The 18,910-nt window shown below is 74.9% G+C and carries 16 protein-coding genes; 6 read left to right on the top strand and 10 right to left on the bottom strand.

Annotation, left to right across the window (positions count from 1 at the left end; translation table 11 throughout):
• Window positions 1–150: 150 nt before the first annotated feature.
• Window positions 151–1,260, bottom strand: coding sequence for a hypothetical protein (locus ACFV2S_RS16825; RefSeq protein ID WP_385559029.1), 1,110 nt, complete (start codon window positions 1,258–1,260; stop codon window positions 151–153).
• Between the two features lie 72 nt (window positions 1,261–1,332).
• Between ACFV2S_RS16825 and ACFV2S_RS16820 the strand changes: the two genes are divergently transcribed.
• Complete coding sequence (locus ACFV2S_RS16820; RefSeq protein WP_383802235.1) at window positions 1,333–2,487, top strand: cystathionine gamma-synthase; 1,155 nt, start codon at window positions 1,333–1,335, stop codon at window positions 2,485–2,487.
• Between the two features lie 128 nt (window positions 2,488–2,615).
• Here ACFV2S_RS16820 and ACFV2S_RS16815 read toward each other — a convergent pair whose 3' ends face one another.
• The 3 genes from ACFV2S_RS16815 to ACFV2S_RS16805 form a co-directional block, all read right to left on the bottom strand.
• Window positions 2,616–2,867 carry a hypothetical protein gene (locus ACFV2S_RS16815; protein ID WP_385559025.1) on the bottom strand — a complete coding sequence of 84 codons (252 nt, stop codon included), beginning with the start codon at window positions 2,865–2,867 and terminating at the stop codon, window positions 2,616–2,618.
• Entirely contained in the window at window positions 2,864–3,343 is a 480-nt protein-coding gene (locus tag ACFV2S_RS16810) for a sigma factor-like helix-turn-helix DNA-binding protein (RefSeq protein ID WP_383798886.1), read from the bottom strand. Before ACFV2S_RS16810 ends, ACFV2S_RS16815 begins: the two co-directional genes overlap by 4 nt.
• A 78-nt stretch (window positions 3,344–3,421) precedes the next feature.
• Entirely contained in the window at window positions 3,422–3,961 is a 540-nt protein-coding gene (locus tag ACFV2S_RS16805; protein ID WP_385559022.1) for a MarR family winged helix-turn-helix transcriptional regulator, read from the bottom strand.
• A 149-nt stretch (window positions 3,962–4,110) separates the two neighbouring features.
• Here ACFV2S_RS16805 and ilvA point away from each other — a divergent pair, with 149 nt between their 5' ends.
• Window positions 4,111–5,340 carry a threonine ammonia-lyase gene (gene ilvA, locus ACFV2S_RS16800; protein ID WP_385559019.1) on the top strand — a complete coding sequence of 410 codons (1,230 nt, stop codon included), beginning with the start codon at window positions 4,111–4,113 and terminating at the stop codon, window positions 5,338–5,340.
• 127 nt (window positions 5,341–5,467) lie between these two features.
• On the opposite strand, the gene ACFV2S_RS16795 is transcribed toward ilvA, so the two are convergent.
• Window positions 5,468–5,881: a helix-turn-helix domain-containing protein gene (locus ACFV2S_RS16795; protein ID WP_385559016.1), complete on the bottom strand. Its 414-nt coding sequence runs from the start codon at window positions 5,879–5,881 to the stop codon at window positions 5,468–5,470.
• 455 nt (window positions 5,882–6,336) lie between these two features.
• On the opposite strand from ACFV2S_RS16795, the gene ACFV2S_RS16790 reads away from it, so the two are divergent.
• Together ACFV2S_RS16790 and ACFV2S_RS16785 are read left to right on the top strand one after the other, a co-directional pair.
• On the top strand, window positions 6,337–7,362 hold the full coding sequence (locus ACFV2S_RS16790; RefSeq protein WP_385559013.1) for an ATP-binding cassette domain-containing protein: 1,026 nt from the start codon (window positions 6,337–6,339) through the stop codon (window positions 7,360–7,362).
• 107 nt (window positions 7,363–7,469) lie between these two features.
• Complete coding sequence (locus ACFV2S_RS16785; protein ID WP_385559481.1) at window positions 7,470–8,213, top strand: ABC transporter permease; 744 nt, start codon at window positions 7,470–7,472, stop codon at window positions 8,211–8,213.
• Between the two features lie 23 nt (window positions 8,214–8,236).
• Here ACFV2S_RS16785 and ACFV2S_RS16780 read toward each other — a convergent pair whose 3' ends face one another.
• The 4 genes from ACFV2S_RS16780 to ACFV2S_RS16765 form a co-directional block, all read right to left on the bottom strand.
• The gene (locus ACFV2S_RS16780) at window positions 8,237–10,507 is read right to left on the bottom strand and encodes a protein kinase (RefSeq protein ID WP_385559010.1); all 2,271 of its coding nucleotides are present in this window, start codon (window positions 10,505–10,507) and stop codon (window positions 8,237–8,239) included.
• A 4-nt stretch (window positions 10,508–10,511) separates the two neighbouring features.
• Complete coding sequence (locus ACFV2S_RS16775; RefSeq protein ID WP_385559007.1) at window positions 10,512–12,968, bottom strand: PQQ-binding-like beta-propeller repeat protein; 2,457 nt, start codon at window positions 12,966–12,968, stop codon at window positions 10,512–10,514.
• A 106-nt stretch (window positions 12,969–13,074) separates the two neighbouring features.
• Window positions 13,075–13,572: a transcription elongation factor GreA gene (greA, locus tag ACFV2S_RS16770; protein ID WP_383791974.1), complete on the bottom strand. Its 498-nt coding sequence runs from the start codon at window positions 13,570–13,572 to the stop codon at window positions 13,075–13,077.
• 190 nt (window positions 13,573–13,762) lie between these two features.
• A complete protein-coding gene (locus ACFV2S_RS16765) occupies window positions 13,763–14,164 on the bottom strand; it encodes a DUF4307 domain-containing protein (protein ID WP_385559004.1) in 402 nt (133 codons plus the stop codon).
• A gap of 98 nt (window positions 14,165–14,262) precedes the next feature.
• Between ACFV2S_RS16765 and mca the strand changes: the two genes are divergently transcribed.
• Together mca and ACFV2S_RS16755 are read left to right on the top strand one after the other, a co-directional pair.
• A complete protein-coding gene (gene mca, locus ACFV2S_RS16760) occupies window positions 14,263–15,144 on the top strand; it encodes a mycothiol conjugate amidase Mca (protein WP_383791969.1) in 882 nt (293 codons plus the stop codon).
• On the top strand, window positions 15,137–15,385 hold the full coding sequence (locus ACFV2S_RS16755; RefSeq protein ID WP_385559001.1) for a hypothetical protein: 249 nt from the start codon (window positions 15,137–15,139) through the stop codon (window positions 15,383–15,385). The genes mca and ACFV2S_RS16755 overlap by 8 nt, the downstream gene beginning before the upstream one ends.
• A gap of 137 nt (window positions 15,386–15,522) precedes the next feature.
• Here the strand turns inward: ACFV2S_RS16755 and ACFV2S_RS16750 are convergent, their stop codons facing one another.
• On the bottom strand, window positions 15,523–18,837 hold the full coding sequence (locus ACFV2S_RS16750; RefSeq protein WP_385558998.1) for an ATP-binding protein: 3,315 nt from the start codon (window positions 18,835–18,837) through the stop codon (window positions 15,523–15,525).
• Window positions 18,838–18,910 lie beyond the last annotated feature (73 nt).

The raw sequence follows: 18,910 nt of genomic DNA, 5'->3' as shown, positions 1-18,910 counted from the left end.
GGGCCCCCGCCCCCGCGCCCCCGCCCCCCCCCCCGCGCCCCCCACCCCCCCCCCCCCCCCACCACCCACACACACACTCAAATATTCCGCGGCAGCGTCCGATGTGTAAACGAGACCGGGGCCGGCCGGCGCGGCGACCCGCCGGGCCGGTCAGCGCGGCAGGGTCGCCGGGCTCCCGCCGTTCGCCTCGTAGCCCGCCACCGCCAGGTTCCGGAAGACCGTGTACTCCGCCGCCGGGTCGCCGCTCAGCGTCCACGGGACCGCGCCCACGTGGCCGTCGACCCGCACCAGCTGGTGCATGGCCTCCGACCAGCGCTGCGAGCGCACCAGGAACCAGACGAGCAGATGGCGGACGTGCGCCAGCATCGGGTCGTCGGGGCGGGCCGAGTGGACCGCGTACAGCGCGCCGTCCATCGCCTTCGACACCACCGCCGTACGGAAGAAGTCCTGCACGAGCACCACGTCCGGCACGTGCTCGAAGACCGCGAACAGCGGCAGCGCGGCCAGCAGCGAACCCCGCGGGGCGCGCGCCGCGGCCGTCGTCGCGAAGTGGTCGGCCTCCTCGCGCGAACCGTGCCACTTCTCGCACCAGTAGTGCAGCGCCGCCAGATGCGCCCCCATGTGCTCCGGCGCGCGGTCGATCACCTTCGCCCACACCTGGTCGAACTCCTCGTGGCCGTAGCCGAGTCCGCGCGCCACCGCGAGCCGCGTGATGTACGGGACCGGGTCGCCCGGGGCGAGCAGCGCCGCCTCCTCCGTGACCTTCAGCGCCTCCTCCAGGATGATCCGGAAGTCGTCGGTCCCGGCCGACGAGGACCGCCACGCCTGCTGCACCAGGAACTCCGCGTGCACGGCCGCGCCGCCCGCGTCCTTCGGCTCCTCCGCCCGCCAGGTCCGCAGCCACGCCCCGCCGGCCCCGGGCCGCTCCTGGAGTTCGAGGGAGGCCGCGCCCGCGAAGGCCTGGACGCGCTGCCAGCGCACCTCGCCCTCCTTGCCGGTGGCGGCGAGCAGCCGCGACGCCGGGCGCCAGTCCTGGGTGGCCTGCACGACGTCGAGGACGTGCAGGAGCTCCTCGTCGGCACCGGGCAGCCGCACGTCCTGGTCCTCCTGGCGCACGAAGCCGTACGCCTCCGGGTCCGCCGCGTCCGGTGCCCCCGGCGCGACCTGCCGGATCCCGCCGCCGCCCCTGCGGCGCAGCACGTAGGGACCGAGGACGCCGAACAGCAGGCCGAGCGCGATCAGGAACCAGAGAATGTCCATGTGTCCATTGTCCAGGACACCCGGTGAGACGAACTCAGCGGCGGGAGGCGCGCGGCACTACGCTCCTGACCCATGAGCGACCAGCACTCCCATCAGAGCTTCGAGACCCGCGCGATCCACGCGGGCAACACCGCCGACCCGCTGACCGGCGCGGTCGTCCCGCCCATCTACCAGGTGTCCACCTACAAGCAGGACGGCGTGGGCGGGCTGCGCGGCGGTTACGAGTACAGCCGCAGCGCGAACCCGACCCGTACCGCCCTGGAGGAGAACCTCGCGGCCCTGGAGGGGGGCCGCCGCGGTCTCGCCTTCGCCTCGGGCCTCGCCGCCGAGGACTGCCTGCTCCGCACGCTCCTCGCGCCCGGCGACCACGTGGTCATCCCGAACGACGCCTACGGCGGCACCTTCCGGCTCTTCGCCAAGGTCGTGCAGCGCTGGGGCGTGGACTTCTCCGTCGCGGACACCTCCGACATCGAGTCGGTGCGCGGTGCGGTCAACGACCGTACGAAGCTGATCTGGGTCGAGACCCCGTCGAACCCGCTCCTCGGCATCACCGACATCGAGGCCGTCGCCGGCGTCGCCCGCCAGGCCGGCGTGAAGCTCGTCGTCGACAACACCTTCGCCTCGCCGTACCTCCAGCAGCCGCTGGCGCTCGGCGCGGACGTCGTCGTGCACTCCCTCACCAAGTACATGGGCGGCCACTCCGACGTCGTCGGCGGCGCCCTGGTCACCGCGGACGAGGCGCTCGGCGAGGAACTCGCCTACCACCAGAACGCGATGGGCGCGGTCGCCGGTCCCTTCGACTCGTGGATCGTGCTGCGCGGCATCAAGACCCTCGCCGTGCGCATGGACCGCCACAGCGAGAACGCCGAGAAGATCGCCGAGATGCTCACGCAGCACCCGAAGGTCACCCAGGTCCTCTACCCGGGCCTCCCGGAGCACCCCGGGCACGAGATCGCGGCCAAGCAGATGCGCTCCTTCGGCGGCATGATCTCCTTCCGCGTGCAGGGCGGCGAGGAGGCGGCCGTCGAGGTCTGCAACCGCGCGAAGCTCTTCACCCTCGGCGAGTCCCTGGGCGGCGTCGAGTCCCTCATCGAGCACCCGGGCCGGATGACGCACGCCTCCGTCGCGGGCTCGGCCCTGGAGGTCCCGGCCGACCTGGTCCGCATCTCGGTGGGCATCGAGAACGTCGACGACCTGCTCGCCGACCTCCGCCAGGCGCTGGGCTAGGTCGTTTCCTTCGGATCAGGCCGGATGAGGGAGCGGCGTCTGGAGCGTGCGTGCCAGGCGTCGTGAGCCCGGCACGATCCGAAAGGGACGGCCTGGTCCCGCGCGGTGACGGCCGGGCCTCCCGGCCGTCACCAGCCCTCCAGCGGCGGCGTCGTCTCCGCGGGCGGGACCTCCCACGGGTGGGTCGTCGACGCCCAGACGACGAACGCGAGCACCGCGACCGCGCCCAGGGCCCACAGCACCCGCCGCACCCGCCGGGCCCGGTGGAGCCGCCGGGTGCCGCGCTCGGCGGCGCGCAGCGCCAGGTCGCCGGGGACGGGCGGATGGGGCGTGTCGAGCAGCCGCCGGACCGCCGCCTCCTTGTCCTCGTGCCGGCTCACGCGGCCGCCCCGGCGGTGCCCGGTGCGCCCCGGGCCGCCGCCCGCAGCGCGGCGACCGAGCGGGCGCACACCGCGCGGACCCGGGCCTCGGGCAGGCCGAGCAGCGCCGCGACCTGCTCCTCCGCGACCCCCTCGTACAGACGCAGGACGACGACGAGACGCTCCTGCGGGGAGAGCGCGGCGAGCACCCCGCCGTCACCGCCGTGGTGTCTCCAGGCGGTGCGGGCGAAGCGGGCGGCGAGGTCGCGCCGGGCGAGATCGTATGGATCCTCGTCGCGCAGCCGGTCCCACACCGCGTACGTGTGCGCGAGGGCGGCCGTCAGCAGGGCCTGGGCGTACGGGTTGCGGGTACGGGTCTCGGCCGTGAGCAGCGTCGCGGCGTGCAGCAGCCGCCCCGCCGCCCCGGCCACGAACGCGTCGAACTCCCGGGTGCGGTGGGCGTGTTCGGCACTCCGCCCGCGCTGCTGCTCTCGCACCTCCTCATCTGAGGACAGCGCGGGTGCGGGGTCAAGAGGTCTGCGCGGACTCCGTCCCCGGCGCGCGGCGGCGCTCCGTCAGGCCGTGACCCCGGACTCCGGCGCGGCGCCCCCGGCCGGCTCCGCCGGAACGTGGCCCGCGTGCGCCGACTGCCGGGCGGACAGGGCGGTGTTGAAGCGGGTGAGCAGCGAGCAGAAGGACTCCCGCTCGTCCGGCGTCCAGCCCTCCGTGACCTCGACCATCAGCTGGCGGCGCGAGGACCGGACCTCCTCCAGGCGCGCGAGACCGCGCGGCGACAGCTGCAGCACGACCGCCCGCCCGTCCTCCGGGTGCGAGGTCCGCTTCACCAGGCCGGTGTCGACGAGCGGGGCGACCTGGCGGGTCACCGTGGACGAGTCGATCCCCATGCCCGCGGCGAGCGCCTTCACCCCCATCGGCCCTTCCTGGTCCAGCCGGTTGAGGAGGAGGTAGGCCGCGCGGTCCATGGAGTTACGGAGCTGCCCGGTGCCGCCGAGCCGCGTCTGCTCGGCGCGGCGGGCGAAGACGGCCACCTGGTGCTGGAGGGCATCGAGGAGACCGGGGTCGAGCGCAGTCGTCATGTCCTGAGAATTGGGCATGGCTGTGGGTCTCTCTCGTGCGGGGGTGGTCGGTCGGTGGGGGACAGAGTACGCGGACCCGCCGGGGTCCGTACCGGCGCTGCGCAAACCCGTCCGGCGACCCGGCCGCCGGACGGCCACGGGGGCCGTGAGCTGCGAGACTTGCTGTCATGAGCTTCCGTACGCCACACCCCTTGCACCGGTTGATGCTCGACGACGTGCGGGGGGCGCAGAAGATGCTGGCCGGGGTGGCCAGGACGACGGCGATGGAGGGCAGCCGCCACCTGTCCTCGCTGGTGGGAGCCCCGGTCCACCTCAAGTGCGAGAACCTCCAGCGGACCGGCTCCTTCAAACTCCGCGGGGCGTACGTGCGGATCTCCGGGCTGCGGCCCGAGGAGCGGGCGGCCGGGGTGGTCGCCGCCTCCGCCGGCAACCACGCGCAGGGCGTCGCACTCGCCTCCCAGCTGCTCGGCGTGCACGCGACCGTCTTCATGCCGCTCGGAGCCCCGCTGCCGAAGGTCGCGGCGACCCGCGACTACGGCGCCGACGTCCGGCTGCACGGCCACGTCGTCGACGAGACGCTCGCGGCGGCGGAGGAGTACGCCCGGGAGACCGGCGCGGTCTTCATCCACCCCTTCGACCACCCCGACATCATCGCCGGGCAGGGCACCGTCGGCCTGGAGATCCTGGAGCAGTGCCCCGAGATCCGGACGATCCTCGTCGGCGTCGGCGGCGGCGGGCTCGCGGCCGGCATCGGGCTCGCGGTGAAGTCGCTGCGCCCCGACGTGAAGGTCATCGGCGTCCAGGCGGAGGGCGCCGCCGCCTACCCGCCCTCGCTGGCCGCCGGGTACCCCGTCGCGATCGACGCGCCGGTGACGATGGCGGACGGGATCAAGGTCGGGCGCCCGGGCGACGTGCCGTTCGCCCTCGTCAGGGAGTACGTCGACGAGGTCCGTACGGTCTCCGAGGACGCCCTCTCCTCGGCGCTGCTGCTCTGCCTGGAGCGGGCCAAGCTGGTGGTCGAACCGGCGGGCGCGAGCCCGGTGGCCGCGCTCCTCGCCGACCCGGCGTCCTTCCGCGGGCCGGTCGTCGCGGTCCTCTCCGGCGGGAACGTCGACCCGCTCCTGCTCCAGCGGATCCTGCGCCACGGCATGGCCGCCGGGGGCCGCTACCTGAGCCTGCGGCTGCGCGTCACGGACCGGCCGGGGGCGCTCGCGACGCTGCTCGCGGTCCTGACGGTGGTCGACGCGAACGTCCTGGACGTGGGCCACGTACGCACCGATCCGCGCCTCGGCCTGACGGAGGTGGAGGTCGAGCTGCACCTGGAGACGAAGGGCCCGGAGCACTGCCGGGAGGTGGAGGAGGCGCTGCGGGACGCCGGGTACGCGGTGCTCGGCTGACGAGCCCGCGTCCGCCCGGCGTCCCTCCGTGCGCAGGGCGTCCCTCCGTCCGCCCGGCGTCACCGCCCGGGCCCGAGAGCCCGCGTACGCCTCCTCCGGCTCTCCCGCCCCTTCCGGCCCTTCCGTCTCAGAGGCTCCTGCGGACCCGGGCCGCCCGGTTCAGGACCGTCACCAGGCCGCCGCCGACCAGGGCCCCCGCCGCGAGCAGGCCCAGGGGCCGGCCGAGGCCCGGCAGGCCGGACTCGCGTCCGGGGGCCGGGATCGCGGGCACGAGCGCCGGCTCCCCGCCCCGCGCACCCTCCCGCGCCCCCTCACGGGCGGCGGTCGCCGCGCGGGCGGCCGTCTCGTGGGCGAGCGAGCGCTCCAGGCGGAGCAGCAGGGGACCCGGGTCCGTCCCGGCGGCCGCGGCGAACTCCTCGACCGCGACCCGGGTCGGCAACTGCTTCTGGTTCAGGAACCGCTCCCACGAGGAGCGGCTGTAGTGCGTGCGCTGCGCGAGCTTGCCGTAGCTCAGCTCGGTGGCGCACTTGATGCGGCGCATCTCGGCGGCCAGCTCGGCCCACGGCGTCGTCGTGTCGCACCCGGCACAACCGGAGCACCCCCGGTCGCCCGTCTCACCCGCCGATCCCGCCCCGCCCGTCGATCCCGCCCCGCCGGTCCTGCCCGTTCCCCCGGGCCCTCCTGTCCTGCCCGTCCCGCTCGTCCCGCCGACTCTGCCCGTACCGTGTGCGCCGACAGCCATTCCGTGCTCCCCGTTCGTCGTGCTCCGTGCCAGGCCCCCAGCTTCGTCCCCGTGACCAACGGCCCGCCAACAGCACGCCAACGGGTGTCCCGGGCCACCGCGCGGGACCCGGTCGGGACGCCCGGGACGCGCTGAGGGACGTCCCGTACGCCCCCGCATGATCGTGCGTCCCGGGTCTCCCCTTCACCGGGCGCGCGGCGCACGGAAATCCTAGGATCGGTAGGAAACGCCCGAATCTCCCTGGGAGAATCCACATGCCAGGCGCGATCTACGCCGAGAGTCTGGTGAAGACCTTCGGCGACGTACGAGCTCTGGACGGGGTCGACCTGGACGTGCCGGAGGGCACGGTCCTGGGCCTGCTCGGCCCGAACGGCGCGGGGAAGACGACCGCCGTGCGGGTCCTGACGACCCTCATCAAGCCCGACAGCGGACGGGCCGTCGTCGCCGGGATCGACGTCCTCAGCCACCCCGACGAGGTCCGCCGCTCGATCGGCCTCTCCGGCCAGTTCGCGGCCGTCGACGAGTACCTCACCGGCCGGGAGAACCTGCAGATGGTCGGCGAGCTCTACCAGATGAGGTCCCGGGCCGCGAAGGCGCGGGCCGGTGAGCTGCTCGACCGTTTCCACCTCGCCGACGCGGCCGACCGGCCCGCGAAGACGTACTCCGGCGGCATGCGACGCCGCCTCGACCTCGCGGCGGCCCTCGTCGTCTCCCCGCCGGTCATGTTCATGGACGAGCCGACGACCGGTCTCGACCCGCGCAACCGGCAGGAGCTCTGGGAGGTCATCAAGGAGCTCGTCGCCGGAGGGACGACGCTGCTCCTCACCACCCAGTACCTGGAGGAGGCCGACCACCTCGCCCATGACATCTGCGTGATCGACCGGGGCCGGGCCATCGCCCGCGGCACCTCCGACCAGCTCAAGGCCCAGACGGGCGGCGAGCGCGTCGAGGTGGTCGTGCACGACCGGGAGACGATCCCCGAGGCCCGGGAGGTCCTCGCCCGCTACGGCGCCGCGGGGATCGGCCACGGCGAGGTGTCCGTCGAGGAGCACACCCGCAGGCTCACCGTCCCCGTCACCGGCGGCGCCAAGCTGCTCGCCGAGGTCATCCGCGACCTGGACGCCGTCGACGTCGAGATCGACGACATCGGCCTGCGCCGCCCGACCCTCGACGACGTCTTCATCTCCCTCACCGGCCACGCGGCCGAGCGGGACGAGGAGGAGGCCGAGCGGCGGGCGGCGGCCGAGGCCGGGAGGAGCCGGAAGGAGGCCGTGAAGTGACCACCGTCATCGGGTCGACCGACGACCTGGCCGCCCCGCGCCGGCGCGGGGCCGTCGTCCAGTCCGTGAGCGACTCGCTCGTGATCGCCCGCCGCAACCTGATCAGAATGTCCCGCATTCCCGAAATGATCATTTTCGGGCTCATTCAGCCGATCATGTTCGTCGTGCTGTTCAGCTACGTCTTCGGCGGCTCCATGCAGATCGGCGACTCCACCTCGCCGGCCGTCTACCGCGAGTTCCTGATGGCGGGCATCTTCGCCCAGACCGTCACCTTCGCCACCGCCGGAGCGGGCGCCGGCATCGCCGACGACATGCACAAGGGCCTCATCGACCGCTTCCGCTCGCTGCCGATGGCCCGTGGCGCGGTCCTCACCGGCCGTACGCTCGCCGACCTGGTCCAGACGACGCTCACCCTCTTCGTCCTGGCGATCGTCGCCCTGCTCGTCGGCTGGCGCATCCACGAGGGCGTCCCGAAGGCCCTCGGCGCCTTCGCCCTGCTGCTGCTCCTCGGCTACGCCTTCTCCTGGATCGGGGCGCTGATCGGCCTCTCGGTCCGCACCCCCGAGGCGGCGACCTCCGGCGGACTGATCTGGCTCTTCCCGGTCACGTTCATCTCGAACGCGTTCGTGGACTCCAGCAATCTGCCCTCCTGGCTCCAGCCCATCGCCGAGTGGAACCCCTTCAGCGCGACCGTCCAGGCCTGCCGCGTGCTCTTCGGCAACCCCGGGGTCTCGACCTCCGACGCCTGGCCGATGCAGCACCCGGTGTGGGCCTCGCTCCTCTGGTCGATCCTGATCATCGTGGTCTTCCGGACGCTCTCGGTCCGCAAGTACCGCTCGGCGACGGCCTGAGGACCCGGTGACCGGCGGAGCCGTCAGGGCAGGTACGCGGAGACCACCAGGCCCTCGGGGAAGGCGAGGAACACCGCCCCTCCGGCGGCGAGCACCTCCGGGGGGAACTCCGGGGTCTCGACCCCCTCCGGGATGTTCGGCCGGTAGTCCTCGGAGCCCTTGCCGTCGGCCGGATACGACGTGACGCGGTCGCTGCTCGCCGTGATCACGCGGTCGCCCGCGACGTACACACGGTCCCGGGACAGCGGCTCGGTCCGCCACCGTTCCCGGCCGTCGGCCACGTCGTACGTGACCAGCGTCCCCGTGGCGTCGAGGAGGGCCACGCGCCCGTCCGCGCTCACCGCGGGCGCGAGGGTCGTCCGCACGCCCAGCGTGTGCCGCGGCTTCAGGGTCCGGGCGTCGAGGACGGCGACCGAGCGGTCGGCGCGGCCCCAGCACAGCACGCTCCCGCTCCTCTCGTGCGCGGTGAGGGAGCCGCACGGCTCCGTGGCCCGCGCCGCCTCCCTGCCCGTCGCCGCGTCCAGCGCGACCGGCGGCCGGTCGCCGAGCGGTACCAGCACCCGGCCGTCCACGGCCACCACCTGCTCGGGGACACCGGGGACCGCCGAGCGCCACAGCATCCTGCGGTCCTTGAGCCGCACGGCCGTGACGAGTCCCGTGCCGTCCTCCCGGAGCCCGAAGTACGAGGAGTACAGGACGCCGTCCAGCAGGTCCGTGCTCTTCACCGCCCAGCCGCCGTCCGGCACCGGGATCACGCCCCGCGCCGCCCCGTCCGCGAGTCCGTACGCGGTGATCCCGTCGGCGTCCGACAGGTACACCGTGTCGTCGACCACCGCCGGATACAGCGGGCCGACCGGCGAGGTCTCGCGCTTCCCCGGCACCGCCCACAGCTTCCGGCCGTCCGAGGCGCTCAACCCGACGGCCGAGCCGCCCGAGCCCGTGCACACGAGGACCTTCGGGGAGAGCGCGCAGGAACCGATCGGCCAGTCGGTCCGGGCCGTCCAGGGCGACCAGCCCGCCGGGCGGTGGGCCGGGTCCGTCGCCGCCGTGCCGAAGTCACGGGACCGGCCGGCCGCGCCGTACGGCTGCACCACCCGGCTCAGCGCGACGACCGGCGGCGTCGCGGTGCTCGCCCCGGGGCCGGTCGCCGACGGTCCCGCGGCCCCGCCCGCACCGCCCTGCCCGTCGTTCCCGGCCAGGAGCACCACGCCCACCGTCGCCACCAGCGCGACCGCCACCGCGCCCCCGACCACCGCGCCCCACGGGCGGCGACGCCGCTCCACGGGCGCTTGGGGGAGCACCGGCCGGTCCGTCACCGCCGTGGGGGAGTAGGGCACGACCGGGCCGAGCGTCGGCAGGTCGGCCACGCCCGCGCCGGAGGCCGCCGCCTCCCCGGCGCTCCGGGCCGCCGCCCCGTACTCGGCGAGCAGCGAGAGCACCGCGCCCGGCCACGGGAACACCTCGGGCGCGTCCCCGCCGCCGAGGAGTTCCGCCAGCTCCGCCGCCGACGGCCGCTGCGCCGGGTCGAGCCGCATGCAGCGCTCCACGGCCGGCCGCAGCTCCCGCGGAACCCCGTCGAGCTCGGCCTCGGCCCGGCTGATCCGGTAGATCACGGCCGCCATCTCGTCGTCGTGGAACGGCCCCCGGCCGCTCGCCGCGAACGCCAGCACCGCGCCCAGGCAGAACACGTCCGAGGCGGGCACCATCGCCCGGCTGCCCACCAGGTGCTCCGGCGACATGAACCCCGGCGAGCCCACCACGAGTCCGGTCGAGGTCAGCGCGGTCGCCTCGAAGGCCTGCGCGATGCCGAAGTCGATCAGCTTCGGCCCGGCCGGGGCGAGCAGCACGTTCGCCGGCTTGAGGTCCCGGTGCAGCACCTTCACGGCGTGCACGTCCGCGAGCGCCCGCGCCAGGGCGACCCCGAGGGCCCGGACGGCCGGGACGGGCAGCGCCCCGGAACGCACGACCGCCTCCGCGAGCGACGGCCCCGGCACGTACGCGGTCGCCAGCCACGGCGACGGCGCGTCGGCGTCCGCGTCCACGAGCCGCGCGACGCCCGGCCCGTCCACGGTGCGCGCCGCCGCGATCTCCCGCCGGAAGCGGGTCCGGAAGTCCCCGTCGACCTCCAGGTCCTCCCGCACGGTCTTCACCGCGACCATCCGGTACGGATCGGCCGTCGGTGCGTCCGCCCGGCAGGCGAGGTGCACCTCGCCCATGCCCCCGGCGCCGAGGCGGGCGAGCAGCCGGTAGGGGCCGAGGAGTCGCGGGGGTCCCGGTGGCAGGGCTTCCAGCACGGGGCTACTCCTTCTCGCCGGGGAGCGCGACGGAGGCGACGACCCCGGTGTCGTACACGACGTGGGCCACACCGCCGAGCGGGAGGACCACCGGCGGACGGATCTCCCGGTCGAGGGAGGTGCCGGACACGCGGTCGTACGGGTCGTCGGCGCGCGGCCCGGGGGCGCCGGGCACGGGCACGACCCGCTCCTTGCCGGGCTTGCCGTCGCTGCCCAGGGGCACCAGGTGCAGGGACGCGAAGTCCGCCCACAGCACGGAGTTCCCGGCGATCAGCGGGTCGGAGACGAGCTGCCGCTTCCCGTCGGCCGCCCCGGCCTGCGGAAGCGGGTAGTGGCCGAGCAGCCTGCCGGTGGCCGGGTCGAGGACGAACGCGCCCTCGGGCGCGCTGGTGTTGTGCCAGTCGGCCCAGCGCATGGCCCCCCGGTCGAGGACGACGGCGGCCCGGGCGGACACGGCGGTCGGCCAGGCGCCCGACTTCGCCACCGCGGCCGGGACGGCCAGCGGGCCGCCGCCCACCGGGGCGAGCGTCGTGGCGTCCAGGCGGTGCAGTACGAGCGGGGCCTGGTTCGTCGCGTCGAGCGGCGCGCAGTAGGCGTACCGGCCCTGGACGAGGAGGCTGTCGCACCCCTTGGCCGCCGGGGGCACCTGGCCGCGCTGCTGGCCGGTCTTCGCGTCGAACGCCACGAAGCCGCCGTCGCTGAGCGCGTACACGAGCCCCTTCGCGTAGGCGACGGGCTCGAAGCTGCGGAACTCCCCGCGTGCGAGTTCGGCGTTGGTGAGCGCCTTGGACCACAGCTCCCGGCCGTCCGCCAGCGCGAAGGCCGTCATCCGGCCGCTGGTGTCGTCACCGGTCGGGACGAAGACCGTGCCGTCGCCCACGACGGGCTGCGTGCGCAGCTTGGAGCCGGAGGTGCTCCTCTTCTCCCAGCGCACCGTGCCGCTGCGGGCCTCGCGGACCTGGACGCGCTCACCGGAGAACAGGACGACGGAACCGTCGTGGACGGCGGGCACGGCGGTGCCGCCCGCGATGAAGATCCCGCCGGTGGGCCCGATGAAGCTCACGTCGTCACGGGGGTCCGCCACGAGGTCGGCGGTCCACAGCCGCTTCCCGTTCGCCGGGTCCAGCGCCTCGTACCGGCCGTCCGTCGTCCGGCACACCAGCGCCTTCTCCCCGGCCGAGCAGCCGAACGCGGGGGCGGTCAGCTTCGCCCGCCAGGGCGTCCAGCCGGCCGGGCGCTGGGCGGCGTTCTGCGCGACGACGCCCGAGGCGTCGGCGGGGCCGCGGTCGCTCACGCCGGGGACGCGGGGCCCGGCCGGCGGGCCCGCCGTGACGGGCGCCTTCGGCGGCGCCGGGTCGGGCCACAGCAGATACGTGCCGAGGCCGCCGGCCACGACCGCGAGCGCGAGGACGGCGGCGAGCAGCCGCTTCCGCCGCTTCCGGGGCGCCGCGGAGGCGGGGACGGTGGGCGGGGACACCGGCCCGAGCGTCGGCGCGGAGTGCGGACCGGGGACGGCCGGGGTGACGGCGGGCCCGGCGGGCGCCTCCAGGAGCGGCCCGCCCGAGGCGACGAGCTGGGCGAGCTCCCTGCCGTACTCGCCGATGTGGTCCCGTACGCCCTCCGTCCACGGGAAGACCTTCCGCGTCCCGGCGCCGAGGAGCCCGGCGAGCTCCCGCGGCGCGGGCCGCTCCTCCGGGTCCACGGCCAGGCAGGCGGCGATCGTCCCGCGCAGCTCCTCCGGGACGCGGGTGAGGTCGGCCTCGGCCCGGGAGACCCGGTACAGGACGGCCGCGAGGGGACCGTCGCCGAAGGGGTCCTCACCGGTCGCCGCGTAGCAGAGCAGCGAGCCGAGGCAGAACACGTCGGAGGCGGCCGTGACCCGGCGGGCGCCGGCCACGTGCTCGGGGGACATGAAGGAGGGGGTCCCGACCATCAGACCGGTCGCGGTCATGGTGGTCGCGGTGCTGCTGCGGGCGATGCCGAAGTCGATGAGCCGGGGGCCGTCGACGGAGAGCATGACGTTGCCGGGCTTGAGGTCCCGGTGCAGGACCCCGGCCCCGTGCAGGTCGGCGAGGGCCCGGGCGACGTCCGCGCCGAGCGCCCGCACGGTCGTGACGGGCAGCGGGCCGCCGCGCCGCACGGCCTGCGAGAGGCTGGGCCCGGGGACGTACGCGGTGGCCAGCCAGGGCACCTCGGCGTCGGCGTCACCGCCGACCGGCGCGGCGGCGTACGCGCTGTCGACGAGCGTGGCGACCTTGATCTCGCGCCGGAAGCGGTCCCGGAAGGCCGGGTCGCCTGCGACGTCCCGCCGCACGGTCTTCACGGCGACGAACACACCGCCGCCGGTTCCGTCGGCGTCCCGCGCGAGGAACACCTCGCCCATGCCGCCGGCGCCGAGCCGTGCGAGCACCTCGTACGGTCCGATCCGGCGTGGCGCATCCCCGCGCAGCGGTCCCAGCACCTCGTCCTCCCCCTGGTGACGTGACGTCAGGGGCGCATCATTACATGTGCATGCAGGACGAAGGGCCGGCCCCCCCGGGGGCCGGCCCTTCGCTCAAGGAGGCGGCTCAGCCGGTGTACGGCTTCGCGCTGAGGATCTTCACCGTGGCCTTCTTGCCGTTCGGCAGCTCGTAGTCCGCGTCGTCGCCGGCCTTCTTGCCGTTGACGCCGACGCCGAGCGGCGACTGCGGCGAGTAGGTCTCGATGTCGTCGCTCGCGTACTCGCGGGAGGCGAGCAGGAAGGTCATCGTGTCGTCCTCGTCACCGTCGAAGGCGATCGTCACGACCATGCCGGGCTCGACGACACCGTCGTCCGCCGGCGCCTCGCCGACCTTGGCGTGCTGGAGCAGCTGGGTGAGCTGGCGGATGCGGAGCTCCTGCTTGCCCTGCTCCTCCTTGGCCGCGTGGTACCCGCCGTTCTCGCGCAGGTCCCCCTCTTCGCGGGCGGCGGCGATCTTGACGGTGATCTCCGTGCGCGCGGGACCAGACAGGTACTCAAGCTCGTCCTTGAGCTTGTTGTACGCCTCCTGGGTGAGCCAGGTGACGTTGTCGCTGGTCTGGGTCACAGGTGCTCCTCGTAGGTACTGGGAATACAAAGCATCGCCCTACACGGGAAGGCCTTGCTGTCCCGGGTGGGCGAAACCACGAGCCTAACAATGAGTGGCGGAAAGCGGGAGGACATAAACCATCAAGATGGCGTCTCCCCAGGTCACCGCAGTGACTCGCCGGGACTCGACACCCCGTCCCTACCCACCGCTACCGGGCCGTACACCCGATGAGCTCGGCACTCGTCGCGCGGGCGGTCGTGCGGAGCGAGAAGACGCGGTCGATCCGGGACGCGGCGTCGTCGACGCGGACGTCCTTGCGGGCCACCTCGGCCCCGTCCTCGGAGCGCGAGCGCAGCGTGCACACGCCCTCGACGGCCTCGTCCTTGCGGATCTCCAGGTGCACCTGGACCTCGTCGTCGCTCATCACTTCGAACTTGATCATCTCGGCGCTGATCTTGTTGTCGACGACGTAGTGCCAGCCGAACCAGCCCATCACGCCGAGGAACACGACCCCGAGCACCGCTCCGACGACCCTGAGCTTGCGGTCGGCCCGCTCGTCCGCGGAGCGCCCGTAGCGTCCCTCGGGCAGCTGCTCTCGCACCGCGCTCATGGGGGATCCTCTCGAAGCCGGGGGTGGCGGAATTTTCACTCCCCCGATTCCGTCACTATAGAGACCACCCTCCGCGTCGAATCACTGAGGATCGAGTCTTGACTGAGCAGCTGCGATTGATGGCCGTTCACGCCCACCCCGACGACGAGTCGAGCAAGGGTGCGGCCACGATGGCCAAGTACGTGTCCGAGGGGGTGGACGTCATGGTGGTGACGTGCACGGGCGGCGAGCGCGGCTCGGTCCTGAACCCCCAGCTTCAGGGCGACCCCTACATCGAGGCGAACATCCACGAGGTGCGCCGCAAGGAGATGGACGAGGCCCGCGAGATCCTCGGCGTCTCCCAGGAATGGCTCGGTTTCGTCGACTCGGGCCTGCCCGAGGGCGACCCGCTGCCCCCGCTGCCCGAGGGCTGCTTCGCCCTGGAGGACGTGGACGGCGCGGCCGGCGCGCTGGTCCGCAAGATCCGCTCCTTCCGTCCGCAGGTCGTCACGACCTACGACGAGAACGGCGGGTACCCGCACCCCGACCACATCATGACGCACAAGATCACGATGGTGGCCTTCGACGGCGCGGCCGACACCGAGAAGTACCCGGAGGCCGAGTTCGGCCCGGTCTGGCGGCCCCTGAAGCTCTACTACAACCAGGGCTTCAACCGCCCCCGCACCGAGGCCCTGCACAACGCCCTCCTGGAGCGCGGCCTGGAGTCGCCGTACGGGGACTGGCTGAAGCGCTGGGACGAGTTCGGCGGCAAGGCGCGCACCCTCACCACCCACGTGCCCTGCGCCGACTTCTTCGAGACCCGCGACAAGGCCCTGATCGCCCACCGCACCCAGATCGACCCCGACGGCGGCTGGTTCCGGGTCCCGATGGACATCCAGAAGGAGGTCTGGCCGACGGAGGAGTACGAGCTCAGCAAGGCGCTGGTCCCGACCTCCCTCCCCGAGGAAGATCTCTTCGCGGGCATCCGCGACAATGCCTGACATGAGCGCACACCTGGCACTGACCCAGCTTGTCCCCTTCGCCGCCGAAGAGCTGGACAAGAACAAGGTGACCCCCGGCGTCCTCGGCTTCGTCGTCTTCGCGGCCCTGGCCCTCGCGGTCTGGATGCTGATGAAGTCGATGAACCGCCACATGGGCAAGGTCTCCTTCGAAGAGGCCCCGGACCCGTCGGCGACGACCCCGGACGCCCCGGCGAAGAAGGCCGGCACCCAGGGCAGGTGACCCGACCGCCCCCGGCCCGCACCGCAGAGGCACGGGCCGGGGGCGGCTCCCGCTTCCCGGCGGCCCGGGGCGTCCCGCGGGCCAAGGGGGGGCACACCCCACCCCGCGGGCCTCGGGGCACCCCGGTACCCCGCGCGTCAGCGGGGGCCCGGCACCCCCAGCACCTCCCTGGCCCGCCGGGACGGGACCAGGCCCAGGTCCCAGGCCTGCCACGGGGTCGTGGGGGCGATGCCGCGGTTCAGGAGCAGGACGTGGGCCTCGGCGCAGTCGTCGACCCGCGGGTCGCGCGCCGGATGCCGGTCCGCCGCCAGGGCCGCCAGCTCCTCGCGCGCCGACGCCGTGCCCGGCTCCGGGCTGTCCGGGACCGCGTGCGGGAGCAGCCCGCAGCGCAGCAGACGGGCCCAGTCCGCACCCCGCCGGTCCCCGTACGCGTCGAAGAGCGCCCGCGCCTCCTCGCACAGCGCCAGCGCCTGCGGGACCCGCCCGTTCCCGGCGTCCACGACCGCCAGCTCCAGGCACGCCCAGGCCTCCCCGTGCGCGACCCCGATCCGGCGGAAGTCCGCCCGCGCGTCCACGAGCAGCTGCCGGGCGAACCCCGAGTTGCGCAGGTTCCCGGCCCGCGCCCCCTGCTGGTCCCGGGTGACCCGCCCCAGCTGGTGCCGGGCGCACGCCAGCCCGTACAGGTCCCGCATCCGCGAGAACATCGACCGCGCCCGCCCCAGCTCCCGCACCGCCTCGTCCCGGTCGCCCCGCTCCTCCAGCGCCTGCCCCAGGTAGTACAGCGTCCACGCCTCGCCGCGCGCGTCCTCCTGCTCCCGGTGCCGGGCGAGCGCCCCGCGCAGCTCCTCCACCGCCGGCTCCGCCTCCCCGGCGGCCAGCCGCACCCGGGCCAGCTGGGTCAGCGCCCACGCCCCGCCGCGCCCGTCGTGCACGCGCCCGTAGATCTCCAGGGCGAGCCGCAGCTCCTCCCGCGCGCCCGGCACGTCGCCCCGCAGCAGCAGCACCTGACCGCGCTGGAAGTGCGCCCACGCCTCGCCGTGCGGCGACTCGTGCTCCCGGTGCAGCGCGAGCGACCGCTCCAGGAGCGCCGTCGCCTCGGCCAGATCGCCCCGGTCCCGCTCCACGGCGGCCAGCGCGTGCAGCGTCCACCCCCGGTCGGCGGCCAGCGACTCCGGCTCCTGGAGCGCCAGCGCCTCCCGCAGCCGCTCCGCGGCCTCCGTCAGCCGCCCCTGGTGGTGCAGCGTGATCCCGAGCGAGCAGAGCGCGAGCGCGGCGCCCGCGTCCTGATGGGCCTCCTGGTAGAGGGAGACGACCGAGGTCAGCGTCGTGTGGGCCTTGTCGAGCTCGCCGAGCTGCCGGGCCGCGATGCCGGTCCGCCACCGCACCGAGCGGGTCAGCAGCCCCTGCCCGACGGACTCGGCCAGCTCCTCGATCTCCCCGAGCCGGTAGAGGTCGCCGCGCAGCAGGCAGTAGTCGCAGAGCGCGCTGAGCAGGCCGAGAACGGTCTCCTGGTCGACGCCCTCCGCGTGCCGCAGGGCCGCCGTGAGGAAGCTGGACTCCTCGTCGAGCCAGCCGAGCGCCGCCTCCAGGGAACCGAAGCCGTGCCCGTCGAACCGGTCCGCGCGGGTCGACATCTTGCCGTCGACCATCCGGATCACCGCGTCGGCGAGCTCCGCGTGGTTCCGCACGAGCCGCTCCTGCGCCGCCGCGATCTCGCCCGCGTCCTCCTCGTCCAGGAGCCGGGCGGACGCGAATCCGCGCACCGCGTCGTGCAGCCGGTACCGCTCCCCGCGCACGTGGTCGAGCAGTCCCGCGCCGGCGAGCTCCCGCAGCCGCCCGGCCGCCTCCGCCCCGCCGCCCCCGCCGAGCAGGGCCGCAGCCGCCGCCGCGCCGAGGGAGGCCCGCCCGGCCAGCGCGAGCCGCCGCAGCAGCTGCCGGGCGTCCGCGTCGAAGTCCAGGAAGTACCGTACGGAGAGGGCGCGTTCGACGGGATCGGTACCCCAGCCGGGGCGGGCGAGCACATGCGCGAGGTCGTCCATCGAGCGGTGCCCGAGCAGGGACCCCGCCACGCGCAGCGCCAGCGGCAGGCCGCCGCACAGCTCCCGTATCCGCTCGAACGCCTCGGCGTCGTACGGGCCGGGGTCGGGCGCTCCGGCGGTCGCGCGCAGCAGCTCCTCGGCGCCGGCCGCGTCGAGCGCGTCGACCGGCAGCGCGTGCACGTCGGCCGGGACGTCCCCGCCGAGGTCCAGCGGCTCCCGGCAGGTCACCAGGACCAGGCCGGCGGAACGCCCGGGCAGCAGGGCCCGCACCTGGGCGGGGTCGGCGGCGTCGTCGAGGATCAGCACCACGGGCACCCCGGCCAGCTGCCGCTGGTACAACTCCGACAGCCTGCGCACCTGTTCGTCCGCCGAGGCGCCCTCGCGGAACAGGAGCCGGTCGCGCGGGGCGCCGAGCCGGTTCAGCAGGTGCAGCAGCGCCTCCCGGGTCGTCACCGGCCGCTCGCCCGTCCCGCCGCCCCGCAGGTCCACCACGCAGGCCCCGTGGAACCGGTCGCGCAGCGCGTGCGCGGCCCGCACGGCGAGGGCGGTGCGCCCGGACCCGGGCGCGCCGTGCAGCAGCACCACGGTCGGCCGGTCGACGGTCCCGGCCCGCCCGGCCGACGCCCAGCCGGAGATCAGGCCCAGCTCCTCCCGACGCCCGGCGAACAACCCGCCGGGATCGGGCAGATGTCCGAAGGACCGCGCCAGGACGCTGCGGCTCCGGGCGGCGGCACTCCGGTCCGCTCCCCGGACCCACCGGTCGGCGGCCCCGGCCTTCGGCGTGGTCCCGGCCCCGGGGGCGGCCGTCGTTCCGCCACCCGCCTCCTCCCCGGCCGCGCGGGCCTCCGGGTCCCGGGCCCCGCCCGGCCCGGCGACGCTCTCCGGCGCTCCCGTTCCCGGCTCCCCGGGCGCGCCGCCCCCGGTCAGGTCCGCCCGCGCCCGCTCGCGCTCCAGGAACGGCCGCACGCCCCGGATCTCCAGGGCCGCCAGCCACTCCCGCCGGAGCCGCTCGGTCTCTCCCGGTCCGTCCGGCGCCCGGTGGCCGGCCGTCACGCGCAGGACGGTCGCCGCCGCCCCGGCCACCGCGACCGCCGCGCCCGCACCGAGCGCCGTCCCCGCCGCCGTACCGAGCGCCAGGTCCGCTCCGAAGGCCGCCGCGGCGGCGACACCCGTGACCAGCGCGGGACCCCCGACGGCCGGTCCCGTGAGCCGGCCCGCCCGCGTCCGCCCGCCCTCCGCCCGCAGATAGGCCGCGTACTCCCCGCCCGCGCCCGCCGCCATCGCGTCGAGGCCCGCCCGGCCCCGCGCGAGCAGCACCTCCGCGTCGGCCGGGGCGCCTCCCCGGGCCCTCACCTCCTCCGCCACGGCCCGCTCCAACAGCGCCTCGGCCTCGGCCCGGTGACTCTCCCGCATCTGCGTTCCCCCTCCGCGCGTGCCCGACGAATCCGGCCCAGTGTCCTGCGTCGTGCGCGTCGGCGCGAGGGAG

The sequence above is a fragment of the Streptomyces sp. NPDC059695 genome, from assembly GCF_042733785.1.
In the GTDB taxonomy this organism is placed as follows: Bacteria; Actinomycetota; Actinomycetes; order Streptomycetales; family Streptomycetaceae; genus Streptomyces.
This window is presented reverse-complemented; position numbering and strand designations above follow the sequence as displayed.

Coding starts and splice junctions, on each gene's coding strand:
- ACFV2S_RS16825 (WP_385559029.1), bottom strand. CDS start 1,260: ATGGACATTCTCTGGTTCCTGATCGCGCTCGGCCTGCTGTTCGGCGTC.
- ACFV2S_RS16820 (WP_383802235.1), top strand. CDS start 1,333: ATGAGCGACCAGCACTCCCATCAGAGCTTCGAGACCCGCGCGATCCAC.
- ACFV2S_RS16805 (WP_385559022.1), bottom strand. CDS start 3,961: ATGCCCAATTCTCAGGACATGACGACTGCGCTCGACCCCGGTCTCCTC.
- ilvA (WP_385559019.1), top strand. CDS start 4,111: ATGAGCTTCCGTACGCCACACCCCTTGCACCGGTTGATGCTCGACGAC.
- ACFV2S_RS16795 (WP_385559016.1), bottom strand. CDS start 5,881: ATGCGCCGCATCAAGTGCGCCACCGAGCTGAGCTACGGCAAGCTCGCG.
- ACFV2S_RS16790 (WP_385559013.1), top strand. CDS start 6,337: ATGCCAGGCGCGATCTACGCCGAGAGTCTGGTGAAGACCTTCGGCGAC.
- ACFV2S_RS16785 (WP_385559481.1), top strand. CDS start 7,470: ATGTCCCGCATTCCCGAAATGATCATTTTCGGGCTCATTCAGCCGATC.
- ACFV2S_RS16765 (WP_385559004.1), bottom strand. CDS start 14,164: ATGAGCGCGGTGCGAGAGCAGCTGCCCGAGGGACGCTACGGGCGCTCC.
- ACFV2S_RS16755 (WP_385559001.1), top strand. CDS start 15,137: ATGCCTGACATGAGCGCACACCTGGCACTGACCCAGCTTGTCCCCTTC.
- ACFV2S_RS16750 (WP_385558998.1), bottom strand. CDS start 18,837: ATGCGGGAGAGTCACCGGGCCGAGGCCGAGGCGCTGTTGGAGCGGGCC.